21 protein-coding genes and 2 tRNA genes are annotated in these 26,579 nt (G+C 64.2%); 11 read left to right on the top strand and 12 right to left on the bottom strand.

Annotation, left to right across the window (positions count from 1 at the left end; genetic code table 11):
* Nucleotides 1–59 precede the first annotated feature (59 nt).
* Nucleotides 60–1,052 carry a D-2-hydroxyacid dehydrogenase family protein gene (locus PO883_RS12050; RefSeq protein WP_289309978.1) on the top strand — a complete coding sequence of 331 codons (993 nt, stop codon included), beginning with the start codon at nt 60–62 and terminating at the stop codon, nt 1,050–1,052.
* Between the two features lie 106 nt (nt 1,053–1,158).
* Here PO883_RS12050 and PO883_RS12045 read toward each other — a convergent pair whose 3' ends face one another.
* Nucleotides 1,159–1,923 (bottom strand): L-asparaginase, encoded by a 765-nt coding sequence (locus PO883_RS12045; RefSeq protein ID WP_289309977.1) that lies wholly within the window; start codon nt 1,921–1,923, stop codon nt 1,159–1,161.
* Between the two features lie 151 nt (nt 1,924–2,074).
* Here PO883_RS12045 and PO883_RS12040 point away from each other — a divergent pair, with 151 nt between their 5' ends.
* On the top strand, nt 2,075–2,560 hold the full coding sequence (locus PO883_RS12040; protein WP_126074765.1) for an asparaginase domain-containing protein: 486 nt from the start codon (nt 2,075–2,077) through the stop codon (nt 2,558–2,560).
* A 45-nt stretch (nt 2,561–2,605) separates the two neighbouring features.
* Here the strand turns inward: PO883_RS12040 and PO883_RS12035 are convergent, their stop codons facing one another.
* The 3 genes from PO883_RS12035 to PO883_RS12025 form a co-directional block, all read right to left on the bottom strand.
* Nucleotides 2,606–3,502 (bottom strand): recombination-associated protein RdgC, encoded by an 897-nt coding sequence (locus tag PO883_RS12035; RefSeq protein ID WP_167086098.1) that lies wholly within the window; start codon nt 3,500–3,502, stop codon nt 2,606–2,608.
* 147 nt (nt 3,503–3,649) lie between these two features.
* Nucleotides 3,650–4,702 (bottom strand): DNA polymerase IV, encoded by a 1,053-nt coding sequence (gene dinB, locus PO883_RS12030; RefSeq protein ID WP_289310047.1) that lies wholly within the window; start codon nt 4,700–4,702, stop codon nt 3,650–3,652.
* A gap of 125 nt (nt 4,703–4,827) precedes the next feature.
* Nucleotides 4,828–5,517: a TetR/AcrR family transcriptional regulator gene (locus tag PO883_RS12025; RefSeq protein ID WP_289309976.1), complete on the bottom strand. Its 690-nt coding sequence runs from the start codon at nt 5,515–5,517 to the stop codon at nt 4,828–4,830.
* 408 nt (nt 5,518–5,925) lie between these two features.
* On the opposite strand from PO883_RS12025, the gene PO883_RS12020 reads away from it, so the two are divergent.
* Nucleotides 5,926–6,837 (top strand): triacylglycerol lipase, encoded by a 912-nt coding sequence (locus PO883_RS12020; protein WP_289309975.1) that lies wholly within the window; start codon nt 5,926–5,928, stop codon nt 6,835–6,837.
* A gap of 10 nt (nt 6,838–6,847) precedes the next feature.
* A complete protein-coding gene (locus tag PO883_RS12015) occupies nt 6,848–7,765 on the top strand; it encodes a lipase secretion chaperone (RefSeq protein WP_289309974.1) in 918 nt (305 codons plus the stop codon).
* Between the two features lie 121 nt (nt 7,766–7,886).
* On the opposite strand, the gene PO883_RS12010 is transcribed toward PO883_RS12015, so the two are convergent.
* From PO883_RS12010 to PO883_RS11985, 6 genes are all read right to left on the bottom strand, one after another.
* Nucleotides 7,887–9,707, bottom strand: coding sequence for a S8 family peptidase (locus PO883_RS12010; RefSeq protein ID WP_289309973.1), 1,821 nt, complete (start codon nt 9,705–9,707; stop codon nt 7,887–7,889).
* A 362-nt stretch (nt 9,708–10,069) separates the two neighbouring features.
* The gene (locus PO883_RS12005; RefSeq protein WP_289309972.1) at nt 10,070–10,237 is read right to left on the bottom strand and encodes a hypothetical protein; all 168 of its coding nucleotides are present in this window, start codon (nt 10,235–10,237) and stop codon (nt 10,070–10,072) included.
* A 277-nt stretch (nt 10,238–10,514) separates the two neighbouring features.
* Nucleotides 10,515–12,722 carry a TonB-dependent receptor gene (locus PO883_RS12000; protein ID WP_289309971.1) on the bottom strand — a complete coding sequence of 736 codons (2,208 nt, stop codon included), beginning with the start codon at nt 12,720–12,722 and terminating at the stop codon, nt 10,515–10,517.
* A 208-nt stretch (nt 12,723–12,930) separates the two neighbouring features.
* Nucleotides 12,931–13,806 (bottom strand): helix-turn-helix domain-containing protein, encoded by an 876-nt coding sequence (locus PO883_RS11995; protein ID WP_289309970.1) that lies wholly within the window; start codon nt 13,804–13,806, stop codon nt 12,931–12,933.
* Between the two features lie 185 nt (nt 13,807–13,991).
* Nucleotides 13,992–14,828 carry an alpha/beta fold hydrolase gene (locus tag PO883_RS11990; RefSeq protein ID WP_289309969.1) on the bottom strand — a complete coding sequence of 279 codons (837 nt, stop codon included), beginning with the start codon at nt 14,826–14,828 and terminating at the stop codon, nt 13,992–13,994.
* An 84-nt stretch (nt 14,829–14,912) separates the two neighbouring features.
* Nucleotides 14,913–16,193 (bottom strand): glycerate kinase, encoded by a 1,281-nt coding sequence (locus PO883_RS11985; RefSeq protein ID WP_289309968.1) that lies wholly within the window; start codon nt 16,191–16,193, stop codon nt 14,913–14,915.
* Between the two features lie 103 nt (nt 16,194–16,296).
* Here PO883_RS11985 and PO883_RS11980 point away from each other — a divergent pair, with 103 nt between their 5' ends.
* The 5 genes from PO883_RS11980 to PO883_RS11960 all read left to right on the top strand — a co-directional run bounded on the left by PO883_RS11980 (nt 16,297) and on the right by PO883_RS11960 (nt 20,565).
* The gene (locus PO883_RS11980) at nt 16,297–18,429 is read left to right on the top strand and encodes a S9 family peptidase (protein WP_289309967.1); all 2,133 of its coding nucleotides are present in this window, start codon (nt 16,297–16,299) and stop codon (nt 18,427–18,429) included.
* 159 nt (nt 18,430–18,588) lie between these two features.
* A tRNA-Val gene (locus PO883_RS11975) sits at nt 18,589–18,664 on the top strand.
* 48 nt (nt 18,665–18,712) lie between these two features.
* A tRNA-Asp gene (locus tag PO883_RS11970) sits at nt 18,713–18,789 on the top strand.
* Nucleotides 18,790–18,859: 70 nt separating this feature from the next.
* Complete coding sequence (locus PO883_RS11965; protein WP_289309966.1) at nt 18,860–19,945, top strand: hypothetical protein; 1,086 nt, start codon at nt 18,860–18,862, stop codon at nt 19,943–19,945.
* Nucleotides 19,936–20,565: an ATP-binding cassette domain-containing protein gene (locus PO883_RS11960; RefSeq protein WP_289309965.1), complete on the top strand. Its 630-nt coding sequence runs from the start codon at nt 19,936–19,938 to the stop codon at nt 20,563–20,565. Before PO883_RS11965 ends, PO883_RS11960 begins: the two co-directional genes overlap by 10 nt.
* Before the next feature lie 9 nt (nt 20,566–20,574).
* Here PO883_RS11960 and PO883_RS11955 read toward each other — a convergent pair whose 3' ends face one another.
* Nucleotides 20,575–21,735, bottom strand: coding sequence for a GGDEF domain-containing protein (locus tag PO883_RS11955; RefSeq protein ID WP_289309964.1), 1,161 nt, complete (start codon nt 21,733–21,735; stop codon nt 20,575–20,577).
* Nucleotides 21,736–21,993: 258 nt separating this feature from the next.
* Between PO883_RS11955 and PO883_RS11950 the strand changes: the two genes are divergently transcribed.
* Complete coding sequence (locus tag PO883_RS11950; protein ID WP_054265216.1) at nt 21,994–22,476, top strand: cyclic nucleotide-binding domain-containing protein; 483 nt, start codon at nt 21,994–21,996, stop codon at nt 22,474–22,476.
* Nucleotides 22,473–23,591 (top strand): AI-2E family transporter, encoded by a 1,119-nt coding sequence (locus PO883_RS11945; protein ID WP_289309963.1) that lies wholly within the window; start codon nt 22,473–22,475, stop codon nt 23,589–23,591. Before PO883_RS11950 ends, PO883_RS11945 begins: the two co-directional genes overlap by 4 nt.
* Here the strand turns inward: PO883_RS11945 and PO883_RS11940 are convergent.
* Nucleotides 23,560–26,418 carry an EAL domain-containing protein gene (locus tag PO883_RS11940; RefSeq protein ID WP_289309962.1) on the bottom strand — a complete coding sequence of 953 codons (2,859 nt, stop codon included), beginning with the start codon at nt 26,416–26,418 and terminating at the stop codon, nt 23,560–23,562. The genes PO883_RS11945 and PO883_RS11940 overlap by 32 nt on opposite strands.
* Nucleotides 26,419–26,579: the final 161 nt, after the last annotated feature.

Raw genomic sequence — 26,579 nt, 5'->3', positions numbered from 1 at the left:
CGAATATTCTGTATTGTGTTATTTACCTACGAAGATTTATTTAACTTCTGCCATCTCCCATGAAAATAGCTATTCTTGACGATTACCAGGACGCCGTCCGCCAGCTCGACTGTTTCAAACTTCTCGACGGTCACGATGTCAAAATTTTTAACAGTTCGGCCCGTGGTACAGGCCAGCTGGCCATCCGCCTGGCCCCTTTCGACGCGCTGGTGCTGATCCGCGAACGCACCGTGTTTCCGGCGGCATTGCTGGAAAAACTGCCCAATCTCAAGCTCATTTCGCAGACCGGCAAGCTGGCCGGCCACGTCGATGTGGCGGCCGCCACGGCGGGCGGCATCGCCATCGCGGAAGGGATCGGCTCGCCGGTGGCCCCGGCCGAACTGACCTGGGCCCTGATCATGGCGGCCAGCCGCAAGATCGTGCCTTACGCGAGCAACCTCAAGGACGGGCTGTGGCAGACCGCCTCGGTCAACCCGCTGCTCAATGGCGTGGGCCGCACGCTCAAGGGCCGCACCCTGGCGATCTGGAGCTACGGAAAAATCGGCCGCATGATCGCCGGCTACGGCAAGGCCTTCGGGATGCAGGTGCTGGTCTGGGGTGGCGAGGCCAGCCGCGCGGCGGCGGTGGCCGACGGTGTCGAGGCGGCGCCTACGCGCGAAGCCTTGTTCGAGCGCGCCGATGTGCTCAGCCTGCATTTGCGGCTGGCCGACGCGACCCGCGGCATCGTCACCGCCGAGGACCTGGCGCGCATGAAGCCGGACGCGCTGTTCGTCAATACCAGCCGCGCCGAGCTGGTCGCAACGGACGCGCTGGAAGCGGCGCTGCGCCTGGGACGCCCGGGCAACGCGGCCATCGACGTGTTCACCAGCGAGCCGCTGGCACCGGATGCGCCGCTGCTGCGCATTCCGACCGTGCTGGCCACGCCGCATATCGGCTACGTGGAAAAGGATAGCTACGAGCTGTATTTCCGCACCGCGTTCGAGAATGTGCTGAACTTCGCGAACGGCACGCCGTCTAACATCTTGAACCCGGAAGCGTTGCGGGAATTGTGATGCCGCCGCCGTTCCCGCCGAGTGCCGCCTTGGCGCGGGAAGTCGTTTCTGGCAATGCCAGGAACGACGGGGCAAATTCAATACATACTGCGTCGGCCCTGCCGTGTTACGACGGTTCGCGCAGCTTGCGTTCGCCGGTGATGTCGATCGGCGGCGCTGGCATGACATGCGCACGCGTCCACAGGCCGGCCCAGCCGGGCGGCCAGCCCAGTGCCGGGCCTTCGTAGGCCGGCAGGCTGGCGCGCACGGGTACCACCGGCACGGGCGGGGCATCTTGCAGGCCGCCAGCGCCGGAGCGCTCCATGTTCAGGCTGTACATATAACCTGGCAGCAAGAGCTTGCACGCGCCCTCGAACCACGCGCTATGGTCTTCATCGTGTCCGAGCGCCTGCGCCAGGCCTTGCGGGTCGAAGCGCGCCAGCGCGGTGACCAGTTCGTCGGTCGTGGCGCCGGGCAAATCGCCCCAGCCCATCACCGGGTTGACGTTGTAGTCGGCGCCGGAGCCGTACCAGCCTTCGCGCCAGGGGCGCTGCATCCAGTCGCGCTGGCCGGTGAACAAGTGCCAGCGCCAGTGCAGGCCCGATGGCTTGGGCCAGGAGTAGAGGTAGAGTTTTTCGTAGCCGGCCTGGTGCAGGGCGCGCACCATGGCCATCAGGCGCGCGTGCGGCATGCGGTCGGGCGGAGCGCGGCGGAACAGGATCGCTTCGCCATCGGCGTGCTGCACATCGTCGGTGGACAGGTTCAGGTCGAGCGTGCGTGCTTCGCTGCCGAAACGCGCGCAGATCCAGCCGGTGAGCAGGTTGACGTGCGTAATGACGCCATAACCACGATGGCGATGGAAAATAACAGTTCCTGGAGCAAGGGCTTTCATGGCTTCTTGGTGGACAAAAAAATGAATGGTCTCATGCACAGACAACGCTGCTAACGCAGCGGCAAGTGGCGCCGCCCGCTTTGCGCGCTTCGACATCGCCGACACTACACGTTATCATACGGCACCTTCTTCTTACGAATCCCAGATCATTATGAGCTTGCGCATCATCGCCACCGGCGGCACCTTCGATAAACATTATGATGAACTGACGGGTAAGCTCGGCTTTGCGGAAAGCCATCTGCCCGCAGTCCTGGCGCGCACGCGCATGACGGTCCCGGTTGAACTGGAGCAACTTCCCCTGCTCGACTCGCTCGACATGCAGGATGCCGACCGCGCGCGCGTGCTGGCCAGTTGCCAGGCGGCGCCGGAAAAGGCGATTGTGATCGTGCACGGCACCGATACGATGCCGGAAACGGCGGCCGTGCTGGGCGCCGCCGCGCTCGGCAAGAGCATTGTCTTGACGGGCGCAATGATTCCGTACGAGATAGCGAATTCGGATGCGCTGTTCAACCTCGGCTGCGCCAGTGCCGCCGCGCAAATCTTGCCGCCAGGTGTGTACGTGGCGATGAACGGGCAAATTTTCACCTGGGATAACGTGACCAAGAATCGCGCGGCCGGGGTGTTCCAGCCGCTGTAGCCGGTCCCGATGGATGGGCCGCCGGGGCGGCCCGCCAGCAGCGCCTTATGCCTTCGCTTCGCCGCCCAGCGCTTCCACCACTTCGCTCATCAGCTTGGCCAGTTCACCGGTCATCAGCATCATGTCGTTGTCGAAGCGCTCTTCATCGTTACGCGTGCTCGTGTCGCTTTCCTTGATGACGTCCAGCGGCTTGATGCCCTTGATCGCCAGCGATTCGGTCAGCACGAAAGAAATCTTGTCGTCCCACGTCATCGCCAGGCGCGTGCACTGCTTGCCGGCTGCGATGTGACGGCGGATATCGTCCACTTCCAGCGCATGCTTCACGTAACGCACGGCGGCCTTGCTCTCGCCGGTGGCGCGCAGTTCGGTATCCTGGTCGATCGTGAAGCCGACCGGCGCTTCGTCGGATTCCAGCCAGGCGGTCATCACGGCCACGGGCGAGCGCTGCACGCGCAGGCTTTCCAGCGGCATGCGGTCGACCGCCTTGAGCAGCAGCTTGATGACTTCGTCGGCCTTGGCCGGGCTGGCGGCATCGACCACCAGCCAACCGTTGACCGGATCGATCCAGGTGAAGGTATTGCTGCGGATGCTGAAAGCGCGCGGCAACAGTTCATCGGCCACGCGTTCCTTGAGTTCCTTCATGGCTTTCTTGCCCGGAGCGAAGCCCTGGGCTTCTTCCAGCTCGGCCGCCTTGGCCTTGGCCACCTGGTTGATCACCGACGATGGCAACAGCTTCTTTTCGGTGCCCAGCAAAATCAGCATCTGCTTGTTGACGGTGTGAACCAGCATGCCGTTGTTGCGCGGCGAATCCCAGCCCTGGCGCAGCAATTCGTTGCTGGTGGCCGGAACAAAACTCATGGGCGCCAGCGCCGCTTCGAGTTGCTCAGGAGTGAATGCCCACGGTGCGGGAAGGCGGTAAATCTGAAGATTCTTGAACCACATTGTGCTTTACCTTGTTTGAGTCAGTATTTACAGCGGGATGAAGCAGGAAGGCGCGGCGAGCCGCTTTCACCTCCTGCGTAACGGCCTGCCACGGGGGCAGGACTTGCGTCGTCCGCGACAAATCATCTGTGCGAAGGGAACGACATTTTACACGTCCGCATCGGCGAACAGGCTTAACTGTTCGAGGTTTTCGGCCTCGCCCAGGCGCACCCCGACGCCCAGCAAGCGCACAGGCTGCTTGCCGCGCGCATAGCCGGTTTCCATCAGTCTGGCGTATTGCCCCATGTGTGGCGCGGTGCCAACACATTCCACGGTGGTCTGGTGAAAATCGGCGAATTTGAGTTTAACGAACAGCTTTTGCACGCTTTTCTGGGCCCCGGCGCGGGCAATGCGCGCGTTCAGGTTGTCGAACAGTTCCGGCAGCAGGCCGATGCAGGCCGCCAGGTCCGGCACGTCCGGGGTATAGGTTTCCTCGACGCTGACCGACTTGCGTTCGCGCTCGTTGCAGACGGCGCGGTTGTCGATGCCGCGGCATAAATCGTGCAGCCGGGTGCCGAAGCTGCCGAAATGGTGTTGCAGTTCGAGCAGGGTCCAGCTGCGCAGGTCGGCGCAGGTTTGCACGCCCAAGTTGTTGAGTTTGGCGGCGGTGACCTTGCCGACGCCGTGCAGTTTTTTGACCGGCAAGGCGGCGACGAAGGCGTCCACCTCGTCCGGGCGCACCAGCCACAGGCCGTCGGGCTTGTTCCAGTCGCTGGCGATCTTGGCCACGAACTTGTTGGGCGCCACCCCGGCCGAGGCGGTGATGCCGACGGTCTCGACAATGCGCTTGCGGATTTCCTGCGCGATCAGGGTGGCGCTGCCCTTGCAATGGGGCGAGTCGGAGACGTCAAGATAGGCTTCGTCGAGCGAGAGCGGCTCGACCAGGTCGGTGTAGTCGCCGTAGATGGCCAGGATCTGGCGCGAGGCGATGCGGTATTTTTCCATGGCCGGCGGGATCACCACCAGGGCGGGGCACAGCTTGAGGGCCTGGGCGGTGGCCATGGCCGAGTGGATGCCGTAGCGCCGCGCTTCATAGTTGCAGGTGGCCACCACGCCGCGCTGGCCCGGCTGGCCGCCAACGGCCAGCGGCACCTCGCGCAGGGCGGGATTGTCGCGCATTTCGACGGCTGCGTAAAAGCAGTCGCAGTCGCAATGGATGATTTTTCGGGCTGGGGCGTTCACGCTCTGGTGTGCCCGGTTGAGGGCCACTACTGTAATTGCATACAGTATTCACTGAAATGGGATTTGTTGCAAGCTGGAAGGACGCGCAGGCGCACGCGAGGGGGCTAACTCAGGTGGCTGCGGATCATCGCCAGCGTGCTATCGGCAAAATCATCCACATGCACCTTGGCCGCCCGGTACTTCCAGCGCTTGATATACCAGTCCTGGAACATGGCCACGATATGCGCCGCCAGCAAATCCGGCCGCCCGGCCGGCACCGGTGTGAGCTGGCTGATCATCTCGGCAATCTCGGCCTGGATCGACAGCTCCGAATTTTTCGCCATGCCGCGCTGCTCGAAACTGAGCACGCGCGAATCCATGTACACGAAGTAAAACCACGGCTGCAAGATCTCGGACAGGTAAATCGTCGCCCGCACCAGCGATTCGAGCCGCTCCAGCGGCGCCTGCACATGCTGGAACATGCGCGGCAATTCCTGGCTGGCATGGCGCACCACGTCCTCGATCATTTCCGCCAGCTGATCCTTGCTTTCGATGTAGCCGTACAGCCCGCCCATCGACAAGCCCGTCTCGCGGCACAGGTCGCGCAAGCTCATCGCGCGAAAGCCGACCTCGTTGGCGAGGCGGAACGTTGCGGCAAAGATTTTTTCCATGTTTTCCAGCGCCGGCTTGCGGCGCTTGACGCCGATCCGCTCGGCGTGGTGGTCAACAATGTAGGCCCAGATGGTGTCGCCGTTGAGCGGCGTCATCTTTTCAAACTGGGCAAAGTCGAAGCGGGTGGACACCAGCGTTCCCATATGTGCATCTACCGCTAGAGTTGGTTTCGGGAATGATTATAGCTCGTTAAAACCACACATCAATTCAAAGCGCAAAACAAGCCCTCCAGATGCTGCACTGCGCGATGCTTTATCCAAAGGCCGGTGCTACATTAAAAAAACCGAGCGCTCGCTCTAATTCGTATTTTCTCTTGCAACAGCCGCAGCAAGAGCGTGTGCCCGGTAGCCGGAGGAATGCCCAGCTCGCACTGTGCAACTCCTGTTCCAGTAGTCGACTTTACGGGCCTCGAAGAACCGTAGCGAGCGGCGCAAGTTTCGTTCGAGAAGCGCAGCCGTACGAAGGTACGGTGAGCATCGCAGGACGAAAATTGCGCCGCGCAGTAGGTTGGTCGAGGTCCCCGTCAATCAAAAAACCATTATGGAGACAATATGAAGAATCGTTTTTGGAAGTGCCTGTCCGTTTTTCTCATCGCCATCCTCGTCGTTCCCACCCAGGCCCTGGCCGCCGGTTACACGCAAACCAAGTATCCCATCGTGCTCGTGCACGGCCTGTTCGGCTTTGAAAAGCTGGGGCCGATCGAATATTTCTACGGCATCCCGTCGGCGCTGCGCAGCGGCGGGGCCAAGGTCTATACCGTCACTGTCTCGGGCGCCAACAGCACCGAAGTACGCGGCGAACAATTGCTCTCGCAAGTAAAGCAGATCATGGCCGCCACCGGCGCCGCCAAGGTCAATTTGATCGGCCATAGCCATGGCGGTCCGACCGTGCGTTACGTCGCCTCGGTGGCGCCCAACCTGGTCGCCTCGGCCAGTTCGGTGGCTGGCGTGAACAAGGGCTCGGCGATCGCCGACATCTTGACCGGCAACGCCCCCAACGTGGGCAATGCGCTGGCCAACGCGGTGGCCGCGGTAATGGACTTCCTGTCCGGCCGCTCGGGCTTGCCGCAGGATGGCGAAGCCGCGCTCAAATCGCTCACCACGGCCGGCTCGCTCGCCTTTAACACGCGCCATCCGCAGGGCGTGCCTACCAGCGCGTGCGGCGAAGGCGCCAACCACGTCAACGGCGTGTATTACTTTTCGTGGAGCGGCGCCAAGCCCTACACCAATATGTTCGATGCGATCGACCCGTTCATGGCGCTCACCGGACTGGCTTTCGGCGGCAAGAACGACGGCCTGGTCAGCAGCTGCTCGAGCCACCTCGGACGCGTGATCCGCGACGACTACGCCATGAACCACCTCGATGAAGTGAACCAGTTCATCGGCATCGTCAACCTGTTCGAAACCAGCCCGGTGACCGTGTTCCGCCAGCAAGCGAACCGCCTGCAGGCACTCGGCCTGTAAGGAGCCTGCCATGAGCGCACGCACGCAATGGAAAAGGTTGGGCGCCGGCGCCCTGGTGGCCGGCGCGCTGTACTACGCTTATCCGAAGCCGGAAGTGGCCGCCGTGGCGGCGGCGGCGCCGCACGCCGACCCGTTCGCGTTCGTGCGCTCGATGGAAGGCACCAGGCCGGACGGCGCGGTGCGCCAGAGCGCCGAAGGCCAGCTGGTGGTCGATGCCGAACTGGGGCATCTGTTCGACTACTATCTGGCCGGCCTGGGCGAAAAGGATTTACAAGCCATCCGCGCCGAAATCGAACGCGAGCTGGACCGGCGCCTGGCGCCCGGCCCGGCGGGCCAGGCCAAGCGCTTGCTGGCCAGCTATCTCGATTACAAGCGCGCGCTGGCCGACGCGGAAAAGTCGCTGGCGCCGGTGGCCGACCTGGCCAAGGCGGCGCGCGCGCGGCTGGAACTCAAGCAGCGCCTGCGCCCGCAGTTTTTCAGCGCCAGCGAGGCGGCCGGCCTGTTCGGCGCCGGCGACACCTACGATGCCGATGCGCTGGCGCGGCTCGACATCGACCAGAACGGCGCGCTGATGCCGGCCCAGCGCGAGCTGCAGCTGGCCGCGCTCGACCAGCGCATGCCGGCCGCGCTGCGCGAAGACCGCGAAGCGCCGACCAAGGTGATCCGGACCGAAGCGTCGGTGCAGAAGCTGCGCGAGCAGGGTGCCGGCGACGACGAGGTGTACCGGCTGCGGGCGGCGGCGTTTTCGCCGGAAGCGGCCGGCCGGCTGGCCGATTTCGATCGGGAGGAAGGCGCATGGAAGCGACGCATCAAGGCCTATCTGGCGCAGCGGGCCACACTGGGCGCGGTGCCGGAAGCGATGCTGCAAAAGGTGCGCGACCAGCATTTCTCGGCCGATGAGCAGCGCCGGCTTGGCGCGTACGAGTAAGCGGGAAGCCTCAGGCGCAGGACGTGGAATTGGACTTGGACGACAGATGTAAAAAGGGGACGAATGGCAAGCCAGTCGTCCCCTTTTTCATGCAGCGGCCAGGCCGCTGCATGCAGTTACATTACCACGACAGTTTCAGCGTGTAGGCGCCGCTGGTGGCACCCGTGCCGCCGCTGTAGTACTTCACGCGCACATAACGGGTGAGCGTGGTGGTACCGGTGTTGGTGGTGGTCAGGCTGTCGGCCACGCCGGCGCCGTTTTCGCTCATTGCCACCTGCGTCGTGCCCGTGCTGTTGTAGGCATACAGATCGTAGTCGGCGCTGCGGCTGCCGATGGTCATCGTTGCCGACAGCGTTTTTCCGGCTGGCAATTGAACAGCGAAGTAGTCGGAGTCGGTGCTCGAACCCATGTTGCCCTTGACCACAGTGCCGCTGACCGTCACCGCATTGGCCGAACCATACGCGTTGTTGGATTCGGTTTCGTTGATGGTCGTGCCTGCCGGTGGCGTGGTGCCGCCAGCCGACTTCACGGCCGCCAGCGCATCGACGATACCCGTGCCGCAGCTATTGCAGGTGCCCGGGAAGGCGCGTGCGGTCGACTTCAGCTTGCTTTCGATGTCATCCGGGGTCAGGGCCGCATTTTTCGACAGCATCAGCGCGGCAACACCTGCCACGTGCGGGGTCGCCATCGAGGTACCGGCGTAGCCGGCATAGCTGTCTGCGCCTGGCGCGCCGCTGCCGGCGTTCAGGGTCGACAGGATCAGGGCGCCGGTGTCGCCACCAGGAGCCGCCACGTCGATCAGGTTGCCGTAGTTCGAGTACGAAGCACGTCCGCCCGCCTTGGTGGTGGCGGCAATCGCTACCACACCGGAGCAGTTCGCCGGGCTCGCGTTACTCACGTTCATGTTGTCGTTACCCGCTGCGACGATCACCACGGTGCCGCGCGCACGGGCGCCGTTGATGGCGTTCTGGGTCGTGGTGTCGCAAGCGCCACCGCCGCCGAGCGACATATTGATCACGCGCGCCTTGTTGGCATTGGCCGGCACGCCGGAGACGGTACCGCCCGAGGCCCAGGTGATCGCATCGGCGATGTCGGAGGTGTAGCCGCCGCATTTGCCCAGTACGCGCAGTGGCAGTACCTTGGCGTTGTAGGCGACACCGGCGACGCCGAGGCCATTGTTGGTCTTGGCGGCGATGGTGCCGGCCACGTGGGTGCCGTGCCAGCTCGAGGTCTGTGCCCGCAGCGGCTCGCCGTTGCCGCACGCGCCTGCGGCGACGGCGTCGCCCGGATCGCTGGCATCGCTGTCGCGGCCGTTACCGTCGTTCGAGATGGCGGTGTCGGTAATGAAGTCGTAGCCTTGCACGAACTGGCCGGCCAGGTCGGCGTGCGGACGGAAGCCGGTATCGATGACGGCGACGACGATGCCGGTGCCGGTGGCCAGATCCCAGGCTGCCGGCAGGCGCAGGCCGCCGGTGCTGTCACCGTAGTGCCACTGCTCCGAGTAACGCGGATCGTTCGGGGTGAACATGGGGTGCATGATGCGGTCCGGCTCAGCGTATTCGATGCTGGCATCGCGCTCCATCAAGTCCTTGGCGATGGCGGCCACATCCTTCACATCCATTTTCTTGTCGAGCTTGAGAATCTGGGCGCCGTTGGCGGTGGTGTGCAGCGCCTTCATGGTCAGGCCGAACTGCTGGCCGGAACGCTGGACGATTGCCAGACGGGCCTGGCTCGGTCCTGCCATGAGGGCGGCGCCCGGCACGACAGGGCCGGTTTCCTTGTACTTGACGATCATGCGGTCGGTGCTCGTCGCTGCAGGCTGGGCCTTGGCAGTCATGTCCACATCACCCACGCTGGCGTGCGCGAAGACCGGGCCGGCCGTGATCACGGCGGCGACACAAAATTTCAAAAAGGATGGGTACTTCGATTGCGAATGCTTCATTGTCGTTCCTTAAGTTTTCCGATGAACATTTTATAAAGGGATAAGTGGCAGCGATTAGCCGTCGCCTTCCCATTGTCTCCACGTTGTTCTGCAACGCAGCCCCGCCTTTGTTAGCGAGCGTTGTACATTACTTCGATTCATGACCAATTTTGGAAATTTCCAACAGGATTCGGCTGTTTCGCAACACAAAAAGCCAAAAATTTTTCCCGCGGCAAAGTTAATTTGGCAATGTTAGGGATTTTCCAAATGCAAGTTTGTTCATATTTGTTTATTTCTGAACATTCGACTGTAAATTGTCTAAAAATGAACAGTTTTTGACAAGCAATGAACGTTGTCATTCCCGGAAAACGGATGAGATCGCATTAATGATTCAGAACAATTTCCTGTGCTACCGTGAATATGCTGTAGACAGTCGGAATCGTCTGAAAGTTCGGCTGGATGCCTATACAAGATGCGGTTTTGGGGGGGATCACGGCGCCGCTGCGCAGGCGAAAAAAAGCCACGAGCATGCGCGGCAAAGTTTTTTTCACTTTGTATTCCCTCGTGCGGCAAGCCCTTGGCATGAAAAACGGGGACGTTCACGCACAAGCTCATCCTGCATGTCGGCGTCATGTCCGACATGCTGACCTGCCACCGGCCTACTTCAGCTCAACCTTCGAGCTGACGGCTGGGCAAGAAATCATCCTATCTAAGGTAAGTATTGTCTGAGGTGGCGGTCATATGTCTGGCCCACGAGCTCATCATGATGGGAGCCGCAGGCGAAAAAAAGCCGCGATCGCTCGCGGCTTTTTTACTGCCAGGCAGCTTTTAGAAGTTGCCCTTGAACTGCACGCCCCACAGGCGCGGCTCGTTGGTAAAGCCGGTCAGGTTGTTGAAGTCGATGCCGCCGACAATGCGCTCGGTACCGGTGATATTGCGGCCATACGCGGCCACTTCATACTTGCCGCCATCCCAGGTATAGCCCACGCGCAAGCCGCCTTCGACCAGCGGCTTGCCGGTGAATTCCTTCGCTTCGTACAGGAAGAAATTGATCTTGCTGCGGTACGCCCAGTCGGTGAACACGAACAGTTGGCCTTCGCCCACTTCCATCGAGTAGCGCGCGGTGCCGTTCACGATCCACTTCGGTGCCTGCGGCAATGGATTGCCGTCGATGACGACACGCCCGGCCGCATTGACCGGATTGGTGATCGTGCACTGCGCGCACTTGTTGACCGACAAGCTGCCGTCGCGGATTTCGGTGAAGTTATAGCTGCCGCCGGCCGATACCTTGAAGTTACTGGTGACAAAGCCCTCAAAATCGAGCTCGGCGCCACGGCCGTTGGTCTTGGCCGCGTTGATCAGGCGGTTGACGTTGGAGTTGCCGCCGACCACAGTGAGCTGCTGGTTCTTGACCCGGTAGTCGTACAGGCTGAAGGCCACGCGCGCGCGCCGGTTCAGCAAGTCGGCTTTCACGCCCGCTTCCACCGAGGTGATGGTCTCGGCGTCGGCCACGGTGATCGGCACCGATGCCGAGGCCGTTGCGATACTCGGCGCGCGGAAACCGGTGGCCATGCGGGCGTACACATTGACATCCTTGTTCAGCTTGTAGGTGCCGCTCAAGTCCCAGTTGGCCTTGTTGCTGCTCTCGCCGACCGCAGCCGGTCCGATCTGCGCCACATTGATCGCCGACACGGTATTGAAATCTTTCTTGTCGTTGGTGTAGCGCAGGCCGCCGCGTACCGTGAAGGCATCGCTGATGGCGTAGTTGACCGAACCGAAGGCCGCCCAGGCGGTATTCTTCTGGTGGCTGGCCAGGTGCGAAGTTTGCGCGCCGGTCGTGCTGTTGTAGTTGTTGCTGAAACCGTTGGCGTCTTCGTTGTAGTAGTACACGCCAGCCTGCCAGTTGATCGGGCCGCTGTTCTTGGACTCGACCCGGAATTCCTGGCTGTATTGCTTGACGTCGGCGATGCCGCCGGCGGTTTCAACCTGGAACGGGATCATGCCCGGGCCGGCCGGCACGCCGCCATCGATGTCGCCACGGCTCAGGTAGTGGTCCACCCCTTCGTAGCCAGTGATCGAGTACAGCTTGAGCGCGCCCAGGTCCCATGACAGGCGCACGTTGGCGCCGTTGGTGCGCAGGGCCTGGAAGTTCAGGCCGTTGTTGGCGATCTGGTCGGCGTCGAAGCCGTCGACCAGCTGGTTCGTGCCTTTTTTGATGATATTGGCGCGGAACAAGCGCGAGCTGCCCGTGGTCGAGCGCTGGTGCACATTGAACAGGGCATTGAAACCGGCGCCCGGGTTGTACAGCACTTGCAGGCGTTCGGCGTGCTCGTTGTAGCCTTCCAGCGCCTTGTCCTGGCCGGTAAAGGTGTTGTCGACGAAATCGTCGCGGTGCTGGCGCAGGGTCGAGAAGCGCGCTGCCCATTCTTTGCTCAGCGGAACGTTCACGGCGCCATCGAGGTTGACCGTGTTGTGGGTCGCGACGGACGCGTTGTAGTAGCCGCCGAATTTATCGAGCTTCGGCTTTTCGGATTCAAACTTGACCACGCCAGCCGGGGTGTTGCGGCCGAACAGGGTGCCCTGCGGGCCACGCAGCACTTCCACGCCGGCCAGGTCGAAAATCGGGAAACCTTTCAGGATCGGATTCTCTTGCACGACATCGTCGTAGATCAGCGACACCGGCTGCGATGCGAAGGTGTTGAAGTCGGTATTGCCGTAACCGCGGATGTAAAAGCGCGGGAAGGTGCGGCCGTTCGACGATTCCACGTTCAGGCTCGGCACTTTGCCGGCCAGCACGCGAATGTCCTGTCCGCCGGAGACGATCACGTCCAGCTTCTCATCCTTGAGCAGGCTGACGGAGACCGGCACTTCCTTGATGTTCTCGGTACGGCGCTGGGCGGTCACGGTGACGGTTTGCAGCTCCGGAGCCGCCTGGGCCTGGGCCATGGCCGACGCGATCGGCAGCAGTGCGGTCAGGGCCAGCACGGCGCCGTGTGCGCCGATAACGCGCTTGTGCATCTTGGACATCTTGATCATTCGAGTTCCCTGGAAAAAGTTGATGAAGCGTACGACGAAGGTATTCTTGTCTCCTGCTCTACTCTTTTTCTGGACGTTCTCGCATGCAGCAAACGCGCGCGGCGATGGACGCCGTCGGCACCGCATCTTGTCGATGTCTATATGTTGCCGACCGGGTAAGTCTGAAGCCGGTATTTTCTGTCATCACCGCTGTGAATGGCAAGGAAGTTCAGGTTCCGAGTGACCTTAACGCAACATTTTTTGCAAGAAACCACGCTTTGCTGGCTTCATCGGCGGGAAAGAAGGATTCGATCCGCAGTTCATGCACCGTGACATCGTGCGGCGTGCCCATGGTGGTAATGGTGGTAAACAGGTTCAGTTGCACGTCATCCTTGCGGATTGTCAGCGGCAAGAAGGGCAGTGCGCGCCGGTCGAGGTTGGGCGCGTGGGCGGCCGTGCCGATGGTATCGATACCCGGCAAGGCGGCCAGTTCGGCCAGCAGGGCGGCCGCTTCGCTGGCGGGGCCGTCGCCCATGGCTTCGCGCTGGATCCAGTGCAGCGCGTCGGCGCACACGGCTTCCCAGTTGACCAGATACTGGCGCAGCCCGGCCGGGTCGAGCATCAGCTTGAGCACGTTGACGGCGCCGTGGCCGGGGATGGCCTGGCCGGGGGGCAGGCCGAGCAGCCAGCCGAAGAGGTCGGCGGCGGGTTGGTTGTGGAGCTGGAGATGCCACAGGCGGTCGACCACCAGCGCCGGATACGGCGCCTGCTGCGCCAGCATGAAGTCGAGCGCTTGCCGCACCGGGGCCAGTTCGGGGTCGGACAGCGTACGCTCCTGGTAGGCGGGAGCGAAGCCGGCGGCCAGCAGCATGATGTTGCGCTGCCTGAGCGGCACCTCGAGCGCGACGCCGAGCTTGAGGATCAGTTCCTTGCTGGGATGCGCGCGCCCGCTTTCGAGGAAGCTGATGTGGCGCTGCGAGACGTCGCTGACGGTGGACAGATGCAGCTGGCTGTAGCCACGCTTGGCGCGCCAGTAGCGCAGCGCTGCTGAAAAATCGCCGAAGTACTGAGCGCGCGAGGGGGTCGATTGGCTTGGTGTTGTCATGGCGCTTTCCTGTTCAGCCGCATTGATATATCTCGCTAAAAACCGTCGCTCCCCCCGCTCCGTCGTTCCGCCCCGCTCCGTCGTTTCCGCCCCGCTCCGTCGTTCCCGCCTCCCGCCCCCGTCGGTTCTGGCAATGCCAGAGACGACGGGGGCGGGCGCGGGGGCGGGAACTACGGGACAGCAAATCAGCGCCCCGCAGCACCGATAAACCCCATCAAATCCGCATTCACCCGCTCCGCATGCGTCACGAACATCCCATGCGCCGCGTCATCGTACACCGCCAGGCGCGCCCCCTTTATCAAGGCCGCAGTGGGCTGCGCGGTCAGCGCCAGCGGCGCACTGACATCAAGCGCCCCCGCGATAATCAAGGCCGGTACCTCCACCCGCGCCAGCTCCGCGCGCATGTCCGCATGCTGAACCGCCACGTGGCAATCGTGCAGCGCCTTGTGCGAGCATGCCAGCGCCATCTGGCGCAGCCATCCGATCATTCCCTGCGAGGCATCCGGCGTCAGGAACGGCACCGCGTTCTCGTCGATCCAGCGCGGGAAATCGCGGTTCACCTGCTGCTCGCGAAAGAGCTCGAACAGCGCGCCATCGAGGCCCCCGGGATTATCGTCAGCGCGCATGATCATCGGCGTCATGGGTCCCATCAACACAATCCGCGCCACCCTTGCGCTGCCAAACCGGCTCAGATAGCGCACCACCTCATTGCAGCCCATTGAATGCGCGACCAGCGTCACGCCGCGCAGGTCGAGCGTGTCGATCACGGCGGCCAGGTCGCCGGCCAGGGTATCGAAGTCGTAGCCCTTGCCCGGATCGCTGGAACGGCCATGTCCGCGCCGGTCGAACGCAATGCAGCGCAGTCCTTGCCGTGACAGCGCGATCATCTGGTAGTTCCATGCATCGGACGGCAGCGACCAGCCGCCCACGAACAGCACCGGCGCGCCAACGCCCCAGTCGCGGTAAAACAGATCGACGCCGTCAGTGGTGCGGATAAAGCCGGGGGCGGTGGAATGGGTCATGGCGGGTCTCCTTGGGTGGGCAACGGGATACGTTGAAACTATTGTGGGCCACCCGCGCCGGCCTGGCGATTACCTCCCAGGTAATCAATCCGCCGGCGCCTCGACCAGAATCGCGCGGAAATCGTTCACGTTGGTGCGCGTCGGCCCCGTCACCACCAGGTCGCCCAGCGCCGCAAAAAAGCCATAGCCATCGTTGTCGAGCAGCCGCGCACCCGCATCCACCCCGGCCGCCGCAGCGCGCGCCAGCGACTGCGGATCGAGCAGCGCCCCGGCGTTGTCTTCGGTGCCGTCGATGCCATCGGTATCGCACGCAATCGCATGCACGCCCGCCATGCCTTTGAGCGCGACTGCAAGCGCCAGCAAGAACTCCGCATTGCGCCCTCCCCGCCCGCCGCCGCGCAGCGTGACCGTGGTCTCGCCGCCCGACAGGATCACGCACGGCGCGGGCAGCGGCTGCCCATACGCGGCCACCTGGCGCGCAATGCCGGCATGGACGATGGCCACCTCGCGCGCCTCGCCCTCCATGCACCCGCTCAGGATCAGCGGCGTGTAGCCGGCCGCGCGCGCCGCGCTGGCCGCCGCATCGAGCGCATGCTGGGCGCCGGCGATGACGAGCGCCCGGTTGCCGCGCAGGCGCGCATCGTCGATTGCCGGCGCGGCCAGCGCGGCATCGTCCAGCACCGCGCGCACCGCGGGCGGGATGGCGATGCCGTATTTATCCAGCACCGCCAGCGCATTGGCGGCGCTGCTGCCATCGGGGATGGTGGGCCCGGACGCCACCACCGCCGGATCGTCGCCCGGCACGTCGGACACCACCAGCGTCACCACGCGCGCTGGATGGCAGGCCAGCGCCAGGCGCCCACCCTTGATCGCGGACAGGTGGCGCCGCACGCAATTGATCTCGCCGATCGGCGCGCCGCTGGCCAGCAAACGGCGCGTCAGTTCGCGCTTGTCATCGAGCGTGATGCCGGGCGCCGGCAGCGACAGCAGCGCCGAGCCGCCGCCGGACATGAGGCACAGCACCAGGTCGTCCTGGCCCAGGCCGCGCACCAGCGCCAGCATGCGCCGGGCGGCCGTGGTGCTGGCCTCGTCGGGCACCGGATGGCCCGCTTCGATCACCTCGATATGCCTGGTCGGCGCCCCGTGGCCGTAGCGCGTGACGACCAGGCCGGCGATCTCGCCCTGCCAGTGCTGCTCGACCGCCTGCGCCATGCGCGCGGCAGCCTTGCCGGCGCCGATGACGATGGTGCGTCCCTTGGGCGCTGGCGGCAGGTGGGGTGCCAGCACGGCCAGCGGATCGACCGCCGCCAGTGCGCTATGAAACAGGTGCAGGAGCAAGCCACGCTGGGCTTTGATATCGTTCATGAAGGTCCTCGGTGGGCCGGTCGCAACGCCGCATCGAAATCGCTGTGTTTTTTGCGGCCGCCGGCCTATGATATTGACACAAACATATCTTTCAGGAGTGTTCATGCCTTCCCAAAAAATCCCCGCCATCCTCACCGCACTGATGATCGCCATGACCAGTACTCTCCCGGCCTTTGCCGCCGACAGCCCGGCGCCACCCGTGGCAGCCACCGCCGCGTGGCAGGAAACGCGCCACGGCGAGGTCGTCACCGACGACTACCGCTGGCTGCAAAAGAAGGAAGACCCGAAGGTCATCGCCCACCTGAACGCCGAAAATGCCTACACCGAAGCGATGACGGCCGATATCGCCCCGCTGTCGGACAAGCTGTTCGCCGAGATCAAGGGCCGCATGCAGGAAGTGGACCTGTCGGTCCCTGCGCGCGTCGGCAAATACTACTATTACAACCGCTTCGAAGCGGGCAAGCAGTATCCGATCAACTGCCGCCGCCTGGCCGGCGCCAACCTGGCCTACGACGACAAGGCGCCCGAAGAAATCCTGCTCAACCAGAACGAGATGGCCGAAGGCCAGAAGTTCTTCGCCGTTGCCGGCAGCTTTGTCAGCCCGGACGCTTCGCTGCTGGTGTACACCACCGACACCACCGGCTACCGCCAGTTCGAGCTGCATGTCAAGGACCTCAAGACCGGCAAGCTGCTGGCCGACAGCGTGCCGCGCGTGACCTCGGTCGCGTGGGCGCTTGACAACAAGACCATCTTTTTCACCCAGGAAGACGCCACCACCAAGCGCTCCGACCGCCTGTTCCGCATGACGCTCGGCAGCAAGCCGGTCGAGGTGTACCACGAGCCGGTCGAGCAGTTCAGCATGCAGGTGGAAGCCTCGCGCGACCGCAAGTTCATCGTGCTCGATATCGGCGCGACCGATACCAGCGAGGTGCGCCTGCTGCCGGCCGGCCAGCCAAAAGGCGAATTGCGCTCGGTGCTGGGACGCGAAAAAGGCCATCGCTACGGCGTCGAACACCGCAACGGCGAATTGTTCATCTCGACCAACAAGGATGCCAAAAACTTTCGCGTGGTGCGCGCGCCATTGGCCACGCCTGGCCCCAGGTTCTGGAAAGAGCTGGTCAAGCACGACCAGGCGGTCATGGTGCGCGAAGTCGACGCTTTCCGCGACTTCCTTGTGGTGATGGAAAAATCGAATGCGCTCAACCGCGCGCGCATCTACAGCTTCAAGACCAAATCGTGGAAGACGGTGCAGTTCGACGATCCGGTCTACATGGCCACGCGCACGCGTACCGCTGCCTGGGATGCCACCAGCTACCGCATGGCGTACCAGTCGCCGGTGACGCCGCCGACCGTGCTCGATGTGGACATGGCCAGCGGCGCGCGCACCGTCCTCAAACGCGTCGAGGTGGTGGGCGGCTACGATCCGACCCTCTATGAAAGCAAACGCCTGTGGGTGACCGCGCGCGACGGCGTCAAGGTGCCGCTGTCGGCCGTCTACAAGAAGGGCGTCAAGTTCGACGGCAGCGCACCGCTGCTGCTGGGGTCCTACGGTTCGTACGGCATTCCGACGGAAGCGAATTTTTCGATCAACCGTCTCAGCCTGCTCGATCGCGGCGTGATCTACGTGCAGGCGCACATCCGCGGCGGCACCGACATGGGCGAAACCTGGCACGACGACGGCATGCTGATGAAAAAGAAGAACACCTTCTACGACTTCATCGACGCCGCCGATTACCTGGTCAAGGAAAAATGGACCAGCCCGAACCACCTGATCATCCAGGGCGGCAGCGCCGGCGGCCTGCTGATGGGCGCCGTGGTCAACATGCGCCCGGAGCTGTTCCACGGCGTGCACGCGGCCGTGCCCTTCGTCGACGTGATGAATACCATGATGGACGCCACCCTGCCCCTGACCACCGGCGAGTACCTCGAATGGGGCAACCCGACCGAGAAAGCCGCCTACGCCTACATGCGCAGCTATTCGCCGTACGATAACATCGAGCGCAAGGCCTATCCGGCCATGCTGGTGACCACGGGCCTGAACGACAGCCAGGTGATGTACTGGGAGCCGGCCAAGTACGTCGCCAAGCTGCGCGCCTACAAGACCGACACCAATGCGCTGCTGCTCAAGACCAACATGGGCGCCGGCCACGGTGGCGCGTCCGGGCGTTACAACGCGGTCAAGGAAGGCGCCTTCAACATGGCGTGGATGCTGTCGCAGTGGGGCATCAAGGAGTAATCGGCCCGTAAACCAGGGTACGAGGCGCCGGGGATCTTGCGGGATTTTTTACTTTTTTCGCAAAACCCCTTGCGCACTTTCCGAACTCTAGCTATGATTCGTGCCTCTTCAGACGTGGTGACAAACGTCGGATGCAGTCTCTGAGGTAAGCGAGTTTTTGGGTGCTTAGCTCAGTTGGTAGAGCAGCGCCCTTACAAGGCGCGGGTCGGGAGTTCGAGCCTCTCAGCACCCACCACCATCAGAGACGGTGCATCATGATCAGCAGTACCGATCAGAGTAACACGGAGTGGTAGTTCAGTTGGTTAGAATACCGGCCTGTCACGTCGGGGGTCGCGGGTTCGAGTCCCGTCCGCTCCGCCAGCATCAAAGAAGGGCCCGATTCGTCGGGCCCTTTTTCTTTTCTCCTTTCTTCGTCACCTTCGGAACCGCCTTGGCCCACGCCTACGTCACGTTTCGCCGTCGCCTCGCCATCCACGCGTTCCAGCGTTTTGCCGCCAGCCTGAAAAGCTCGGCCGAGATCATGCTGCTGGTGTTCGCCCAGGTTCTCATCGGCCTGTTGGCACTGGTCGCCCTGCCCCCCATGTATGCCGCCTCCCAGAGCGCCCCGCAAGCGCTTGGCCTGCTCGTTGCGCACGGCCTGGCGATGGCCCTGCCGGCGGTCCTGCTGCGCAAGCGCGTGCTGCCGCTCGACGTGGTGTACTGGGTGCGCCGCCTGCCGGTGCCGCCGGCCACGCAACTGGCGGCGGACGCGCTGGTGGCCGGCATGATGGTCGGGCCGCTGGCGCTGCTGTACGCGGTGTCGGCGACGGTCTGGCTGTGGCAGCGGCCCGCCTGGCTGCTGCCGGTGCGCGGCGTACTCGGTACCCTGTTCTCGCTGATGCTGACCTATGCCTGCGCGGTGGCGGTGCTGTCGCTGCGCGCGCGCCGTGCCCCATCGAGCGCGCGCTGGCAGCGCCGCCTGGCAGCGCCGCCGGTGCGCTACGAAGCGCGCCACTGGCATCCGCGCGTGCTCATGCTGTGGCATCGCTTGTTCTGGCTGCCCTTCTGGCGCAACGAGAACATGGTCGGGCGCCAGCAAACCCTGTTGCTGGCGGCGGCCGTGGGCGCGGCGCTGCCGTGGATGCAGGCGCCGCCCGGCATCGTGCGCGCGCTGCTGGCGCTGGCCACCAGCGCGCTGATGGTGCTGCTCACCGACCGTGGCGACAAGGCCGTGCGCGAGCAGCTCGCCGCGCTGCGCCCGCTCATGGCGGCCTGGCCGCTGCGAGAGCGTTCGCTGGCGCTGGCGGCGCGCGCGTTTGCGCTGCTGCCCGCGCTGCTGGTGCTGGTGATCGTGTTCGCCGCCGGCGCGCCGCATGGCCTGTGGGGACGGACGGCCGGCCGCGCCTACCTGATCCTCGGCTGCGTGGCCCAGCTGCTGCTGGTGGCGATCCCGCGTTTTACAGCGCGCGGGAGGGTCGGCCTGGTGCTGGTCCAGATTCTGGTATTGACTGCGGTAGGGAGCGAATTATGGGAGTAGAACAGCAGCCGGTGCTGCGCATCGAGGGGTTGCATTTTCATTTCGATACGCGCCCGGTGTTCAGCGATTTTTCGGCGGCGATCGGGCCGGGCATCACCTGGCTGCGCGGCGCCAACGGCATGGGCAAGACCACCTTGCTCAAGCTGGTGGCCGGCACGCTCACGCCCAACCGCGGCAGCATCGGGCTGGGCGGCATCGATTGCGCGGCGCAGCCGCTGGCCTACCGGCTGGCGACGTTTTACTGCGGCGGCGACTTGCCGGACTTGCCGTGGCTGACCGTGCAGGAATTCCTCGACCTGCATCTGGCGCTGTATCCGGATGCCGACGCGCGCCAGGTCGAGCGCCAGCTGGATGCGTTCGGGGTCACGGGCACGCTGGGACAGGCGCTGTCGACCTTGTCCCTGGGGCAGCACAAGAAGGTGCAGCTGTCGCTGGCGCTGGCCTTGCCGGTGCGCTTGCTGCTGCTCGACGAGCCGTTCAACGGGCTCGATGCGGCGGCCGTGGAGTATTTGCGCGGGCAGCTGGGCGAACGCGGGGCAAGGCAGGATGCGTGCGTGCTGCTGACCAGTCACCTGGAGCCGCTGGTGGAGGTGAAGCGGATGCTGGACCTGGATCGCTGAACCGCGCGCCTAAGCGCACCGCCGCACCGGCTGCCCCGCCTCGACCCGGTTGCGTCCCGCGCTCTTGGCCACGTACAGCGCATGATCGGCGCGCGCCAGCGCCGCGTTGATATGCTCGCCCTGTTCGATCGCCACCACGCCGATACTGACCGTCATCGCATACGCGTCTTCCAGGGCCGGCAAGCGCGCCGCGAGCACCGCGAGGCGCAGCCGCTCGGCCGCCTGCAAGGCGCCCGTCAGGCAGGTCCCCGGCATCACCAGCGCGAACTCTTCGCCACCGAGCCGGCCCATGATGTCATGCTCGCGCAAGGTCGACTGCGCGGTGGCGCTGAACACGCACAGCGCGTCGTCGCCGGCGGCATGCCCGAAGCGGTCGTTCAGGTTCTTGAAGTGGTCCAGGTCGAGCATCATCAGCGCGACCGGGCTGCGAAGGCGTGCGGCGAGCAGGCGCGCGCTCTCGGTCCGCTCGAAAAACGCGCGCCGGTTGACCAGGCCCGTGAGGCTGTCGATGGTGGCCAGCAGCGTCATCGCGCGGTCGTCCTTCTCCTTGCACAGCAGCAGGAAGCCGAAACCGTTCACGATCATCAGCAGGTAGCCGGCGATATACGCGACACTCTGCAGCACGCCCGGCGTGCCGCCGCCGAGCACCATGCCGGCGGAACTGCAGCAGGCGCGCAGCGCCATCGCCACCGAGAACACCAGGTTGTTGGCGCCGATGATGCGCTGCAGGTCCGACGCCGCGCGGCCCGGACGCAGCAGCGCGGCCGCCATCGCCCCGCTGAACAGGGCGATCATCAGCGACAGCATCACACCCAGCTCGCGCGCGCCGGCGCCGCCCAGCGGCGCCAGGTGGTACAGCAGCAGCACGACGATCGTGAGCGGATACAGCAGGCGCCGCCAGCGCTGGTAGCCCAGGAAATCGCAATAGGCGGCCGCTTCGACCGCTATGCCCAGCATCAGCACCGTGGACACGCCCATGCCCATCCACAGCGGCGCACCGTCGGTCTGCAGGTAGGCCAGCAGGTTGGCCACGCCCTGCACCAGCTTGGCCCACTTCCACTTGCGCATGGCTGGATGGGCCGTGCCGGAACGCAGGTAACCTGCCATCAGCATGGCGAAGGCAATATTGCCCACGGCCATGACCAAGGTGAAGGTTTTGATATCGATCACAGCGCTTTTCCTCGTGGATAAAACACGGCCGCCGCCGCAGGCGACGCATCGGCAGGCCCGCACGACAGAGAGTACGTATTGAAATGTTAAGTTGTATTACTGCAAGGAATCATATTACACTAGTTATCGCTGCGGTTCTTGCTGTGGCAAAATTATGGTAAACACGGACGACAGCAGTCCCGGCGGCAAATCTGCTGCACACGCCAGTTGCATGGCGCATAATCGAGCTCGTGCGTGTTATCCCCCTCTGGAGTTAATTTGATCTTTGGTTTTCTGAAATCGCCGCCGCTGTCGCCCCGCCTGCACCGCCTCAAGAGTTCGGTCCTGTTCAATTCCCTGACCCCGCTCGAACTGAAGATCGTCGATGGCCTGATGCATGAGCGGCGCTACCTGACCGACGAAATCGTGTTCGACCAGGGCGAGGAAGGACAGGCCCTGTACCTGGTCACGTCGGGCAAGGTGGCCATCAGCCGCGCCAAGGGCAGCGCCTTCATGGTGGTGTCCGAACTCGGGCCGGGCAGCGTGTTCGGCGACATGGCGCTGCTGGACGATTCGCCGCGCACGGCGCAGGCGCGCGCCATGGAAAACTGCGAGCTGGCGGTCTTCTTCCGCGCCGATTTCCTGGGCCTGATGGAAACCGACGCCGTGATCGGCTACAAGATTTCGCTGACCCTGGCGCGCCTGGTCGGCCAGCGCCTGCGCGACTGGATGGGCGGCAGCCCGCAGGTGGAAGCCTTATGAACTCGCGCGACCGCGCCGGCCCCGTGGTCTGGTGCGGGATCATCGCGGTCACCTGCCTGCTCCTGATCCTGCTCGAACACACGCTGTGGCTGGCCATTCCCTTCATCTTCGGCACGGTCCTGTACTACATCCTGCTCGCGCCCATGCAGCGCCTGATCCGCGCCGGCGTCGGCCAGGACCTGGCCGCGCTGACCGTGGGCGGCGGCTTCGTGGCGGTGCTCTCGCTGGTGCTGGTGCTGCTGTTCTCGTACGTGGCGGTGCCGGAGGAATCGTGGCAGGCGCTGCTCGGGCACTACCTCGAAGGCGGGGTGACGTTTGTCCGCAACACGATGCAGCTGCTCGAAAAAGAATTCCCGCTGCTCGAACAGATGCACCTGACGCGCCTGGTGAACCGGCGCTTCAAGTCCTTCACCGACAATTTCGCCCAGCAGCACCTGGCCGGGCTGCTGGTGGTGATCGCCGGCTGGCTGCCGTCGCTGCTGCTGGCGCCCTTCCTGACCTTTTTCTTCCTGCGCGACGGCGCCAGCTTCAAGCGCTTCCTGGCGCGCGCGGTGCCGAATGCGTTTTTCGAGAAGACCCTGTTCCTGCTGCACGAAGTCGACCAGACCGCGCGCCGCTACTTCCAGGGCCTGATCAAGCTGACCGTGATCGACACCATCATGCTGGCGCTCGGGCTGTGGATGATCGGGGTGTCCTCGCCGCTGGCGCTGGCGCTCATTTCGGCGGTGCTGGCCTGGGTGCCCTTCGTCGGCTCGGTGGCCGGCTGCATCATGGTGGTGGTGGTGGCCGCCACCGACGCGCCCTCGAATGCGGTGATCGGCTACGGCGCGATCGGCGTGTTCGTGGCGGTGCGCCTGCTGGACGACTTCATCTTCATGCCGCTCACCCTGGGCCGCAGCCTGCAAATCCATCCTTTGATGACGGTGCTGATGATCTTCGTGGGCGGCTCGCTGGCCGGGGTGGCCGGGCTGATGCTGGTGCTGCCGCTGCTCGGCGTGGTGATGGTGGTCGGTGAAACGCTGGGCTGCCTGGTGACCAATGCGCGCCTGCGCGCGCGCCACCGCAACGCCATGGCGCTGCGCGTCAGGCAGGCCAGCGTGGGGCTGTCGAAGTAAGATCGGCGCCGGCGGCCAGGGCGCGCGTTTGCGCCATGAGCATGGCGTCGAATTGCGCGGCCGGGAGCGGGCGCGCGAACAGGTAGCCCTGGCCGTAGTCGCAACCGGCCGCCAGCAGCAGGTCGCGCTGCTCGTGGGTCTCGACGCCTTCGGCGATCACCCGCAGGCCGAGCTTGTGGGCCATGACGATGATCGCTTCCGACAGCGCCATGTCGCTCGACTCGGGCGCCAGGTTGCGGGTGAAGGAGCGGTCGATTTTAAGATAGTCGATGTCGAATTTTTTCAGGTACGACAGCGAGGAATAGCCGGTGCCGAAATCGTCCAGCGCCACCTGGATGCCGGCGTCGCGCAGCTGCAGCAGCTTGTCGGTCACGCCGCTGCTGGCGTCGAGCAGCAAGCCTTCGGTGATCTCGACCACCACCGCCTGGCCGGACAGGCCCAGTTCGCGCAGGTGCGCCAGCCAGCCTTCGTAACCCTTGCCTTCGCGCTGGAATTCGAGCGGCGACTGGTTCACGCTGACCTGGAACTCGGGATGGTGATCGCGCCGCCAGCGGCTGGCCCAGCGCGCCGACTCCATGAACACCCACTCGCCGATCTCGATAATCAGGCCACTCGACTCGGCCAGCGGAATGAACTCCAGGGGGCTCACCAGCCCGCGCTGCGGATGCTCCCAGCGGATCAGGGCCTCGGCCTTGTGGATCTTGCCAGTGCGCAGGTGCACGATAGGCTGGAAGTACACGCGGAACTGGCCGCCCTTGAGGGCACTGCGCAAGTCGTTGGTCATGCGCATGCGGTTGATGGCCGCCACCTGCAGGGCCGGGGTGAAGTAGCTGAAGCGGTTGCGGCCCGCGTTCTTGGCCGCGTACATGGCCTGGTCGGCGTGCTTGAGCAGGTCGTCGATATCGCGCGCGTCGTCCGGATACAGGGTGATGCCGACGCTGGCCGAGATATACGCCTGCTCCTGGCCGAGCGTGAACGGCGCCTGCAGCACATCGAGGATCTTTTGCGCGATCACGCCCACGCTGCCGGTTTCGCCCAGTTGCGGCAGGATCACGGTGAATTCGTCGCCGCCCAGGCGCGCCACCGTGTCCGAATCGCGCACGCAGGCGCTGATGCGGCGCGCGGCCTCGACCAGCAGCACGTCGCCCTGCTGGTGGCCGAGCGTGTCGTTGACTTCCTTGAACTGATCGAGGTCGATGAACAGGATCGCGATGCGGGTGCCCTCGCGCCGGCAGCGCAGGATGTCGTGTTCGAGGCGGTCGTGGAACATGCGCCGGTTGGGCAGGCGCGTGAGCGGATCGAAATTGGCCTGCTGCCAGATCAGCGCTTCCGAGGTCTTCTTCTCGGTCACGTCCTCGATCATGCACAGGTGGTGCGCGCTGGCGCTGGCATTGGTGTCGATGGCGGCGATCGACATGTCGACCCAGACCACGCTGCCGTCGGGGCGCAGCAGGCGGCGCGCGCTCTTGAAGCCGGCGATGCTGCCGGCGCCCAGCAGCACCATGCGCGCCGCTTCGGCGGCCACGTCGTCGGGATGGGTGATGTCGTCGCAGCGGCCGCGCTTGAGCTCTTCCGAGGAGCGCCCGGTGATCTCGGCGAAGCGCGGGTTGATGTCCTTGAACTGGCCGCTGGCCGAATCGATCAGGGCGATGCCCATCGGCGCTTCCTCGAACATGGTGCGAAAGCGCAGTTCGCCCTGGCGGATGCCTTCCTCGGCGCGGCGCCGTTCGCGCGTCAGCAGCGACACGTGCACGGCGGCGCCGCCGACCAGCAGCAGGCCGGCCGCCAGCAGCGCGCGGTACAGCCAGGTCAGGTAGCTGGCGGCGGGGTCGGTGCTGTACATGAAGCCGTCGAAGGAGGCGCCGCGCGGCAGCATGCCCAGGTCGGCGTAGATATCGGCGATGTGGCGCCAGCGGTCCGGATTCATGTAGCCGATTTCAACCAGCACCGGCTGCACCAGCGGTTCCATCTGGCGCGCCTCGAACAGCAGGTGCTGGCGGTCGTGGCGGCGCGTGTACTTCGACAGGATCAGGTCCGCGATCTCTTCCTGGTTGGCCATGGCATAGGCCCAGCCCTTCATGCTGGCGGCGCGGAAGGCGCGCACGCGCCCGGGGTGGGCGGCGATCTGGCGCTCATTGGTGAACAGGTTGTCGCCGTAAAAATCGATGCCGGCCGCGCGCGGGCTGTGCACGTCGTAGGCAAAGCCGATGCGGTCCAGGTAATCGGGTTCATTGGTCAGGTAGGCCGAGTAAGCCTCGACCTTGCCCTTGGCCAGGTCGTCCGGATTGAAACTGTGGTCGACACGCACCAGGCTGCTGACGGGCACGCCTTCCTTGTTCAGGTAAGCGATCAATTCGTCAGCCTGGGTGAGTTCGTCGATGAGCGAGCCGATCATCACGCGCTTGCCCTTGAGATCGCGCACATCGGGCGTGCCGCTGCGCTTGCCTACCAGCAGGACGTAGGGCGAATGCTGGAAGATCACGCCCAGCACCACCAGGGGCTTGCCGGCCAGGCGCGCCAGCAGCAGGCTGCTGTTGCCGACCCCGAATTCGGCCTTGCCGGCGCTGACACTGCGCTCCGGCTCGTTGCCATCGCTGCCTTCGGCGATGTGCACGTCGAGGCCGGCGTCGCGGTAATAGCCTTTTTCGAGGGCGGCGTAATAGCCGGCGAACTGGAACTGATGGGTGTGTTTGAGCTGGAGCGTGATTTTGTCGAGTGCCCGCGCGGGCAGGCTGATGCACATGGCGAGCGCCACGGCGAACGCAACGGCTTTCGGCGCGGACGCGAAAGCCGTCGACGCGCGGCGGGCCAGGGGGAGTCGGATCATCAGTCGGTCACACCGCTAGGTGTGCACTAAAGCAACGTATGAATACGATTGTACTGACCTTCCCGGTCGCGGCAGCGGAAAATGCGCACTGTGTGCGTGGCACAACAATCCGTGTTGCAAACGCGACGGCCTGCGTAAGCCGAATGCTCTTGACTTAAGAG

This window comes from Massilia sp. DJPM01, assembly GCF_030348125.1.
Lineage (GTDB): Bacteria > Pseudomonadota > Gammaproteobacteria > Burkholderiales > Burkholderiaceae_D > Telluria_A > Telluria_A frigida.
This window is presented reverse-complemented; position numbering and strand designations above follow the sequence as displayed.

Coding starts and splice junctions, on each gene's coding strand:
- PO883_RS12050 (WP_289309978.1), top strand. CDS start 60: ATGAAAATAGCTATTCTTGACGATTACCAGGACGCCGTCCGCCAGCTC.
- PO883_RS12045 (WP_289309977.1), bottom strand. CDS start 1,923: ATGAAAGCCCTTGCTCCAGGAACTGTTATTTTCCATCGCCATCGTGGT.
- PO883_RS12040 (WP_126074765.1), top strand. CDS start 2,075: ATGAGCTTGCGCATCATCGCCACCGGCGGCACCTTCGATAAACATTAT.
- PO883_RS12035 (WP_167086098.1), bottom strand. CDS start 3,502: ATGTGGTTCAAGAATCTTCAGATTTACCGCCTTCCCGCACCGTGGGCA.
- PO883_RS12025 (WP_289309976.1), bottom strand. CDS start 5,517: ATGGGAACGCTGGTGTCCACCCGCTTCGACTTTGCCCAGTTTGAAAAG.
- PO883_RS12020 (WP_289309975.1), top strand. CDS start 5,926: ATGAAGAATCGTTTTTGGAAGTGCCTGTCCGTTTTTCTCATCGCCATC.
- PO883_RS12015 (WP_289309974.1), top strand. CDS start 6,848: ATGAGCGCACGCACGCAATGGAAAAGGTTGGGCGCCGGCGCCCTGGTG.
- PO883_RS12010 (WP_289309973.1), bottom strand. CDS start 9,707: ATGAAGCATTCGCAATCGAAGTACCCATCCTTTTTGAAATTTTGTGTC.
- PO883_RS12000 (WP_289309971.1), bottom strand. CDS start 12,722: ATGATCAAGATGTCCAAGATGCACAAGCGCGTTATCGGCGCACACGGC.
- PO883_RS11995 (WP_289309970.1), bottom strand. CDS start 13,806: ATGACAACACCAAGCCAATCGACCCCCTCGCGCGCTCAGTACTTCGGC.
- PO883_RS11990 (WP_289309969.1), bottom strand. CDS start 14,828: ATGACCCATTCCACCGCCCCCGGCTTTATCCGCACCACTGACGGCGTC.
- PO883_RS11985 (WP_289309968.1), bottom strand. CDS start 16,193: ATGAACGATATCAAAGCCCAGCGTGGCTTGCTCCTGCACCTGTTTCAT.
- PO883_RS11980 (WP_289309967.1), top strand. CDS start 16,297: ATGCCTTCCCAAAAAATCCCCGCCATCCTCACCGCACTGATGATCGCC.
- PO883_RS11960 (WP_289309965.1), top strand. CDS start 19,936: ATGGGAGTAGAACAGCAGCCGGTGCTGCGCATCGAGGGGTTGCATTTT.
- PO883_RS11945 (WP_289309963.1), top strand. CDS start 22,473: ATGAACTCGCGCGACCGCGCCGGCCCCGTGGTCTGGTGCGGGATCATC.
- PO883_RS11940 (WP_289309962.1), bottom strand. CDS start 26,418: ATGATCCGACTCCCCCTGGCCCGCCGCGCGTCGACGGCTTTCGCGTCC.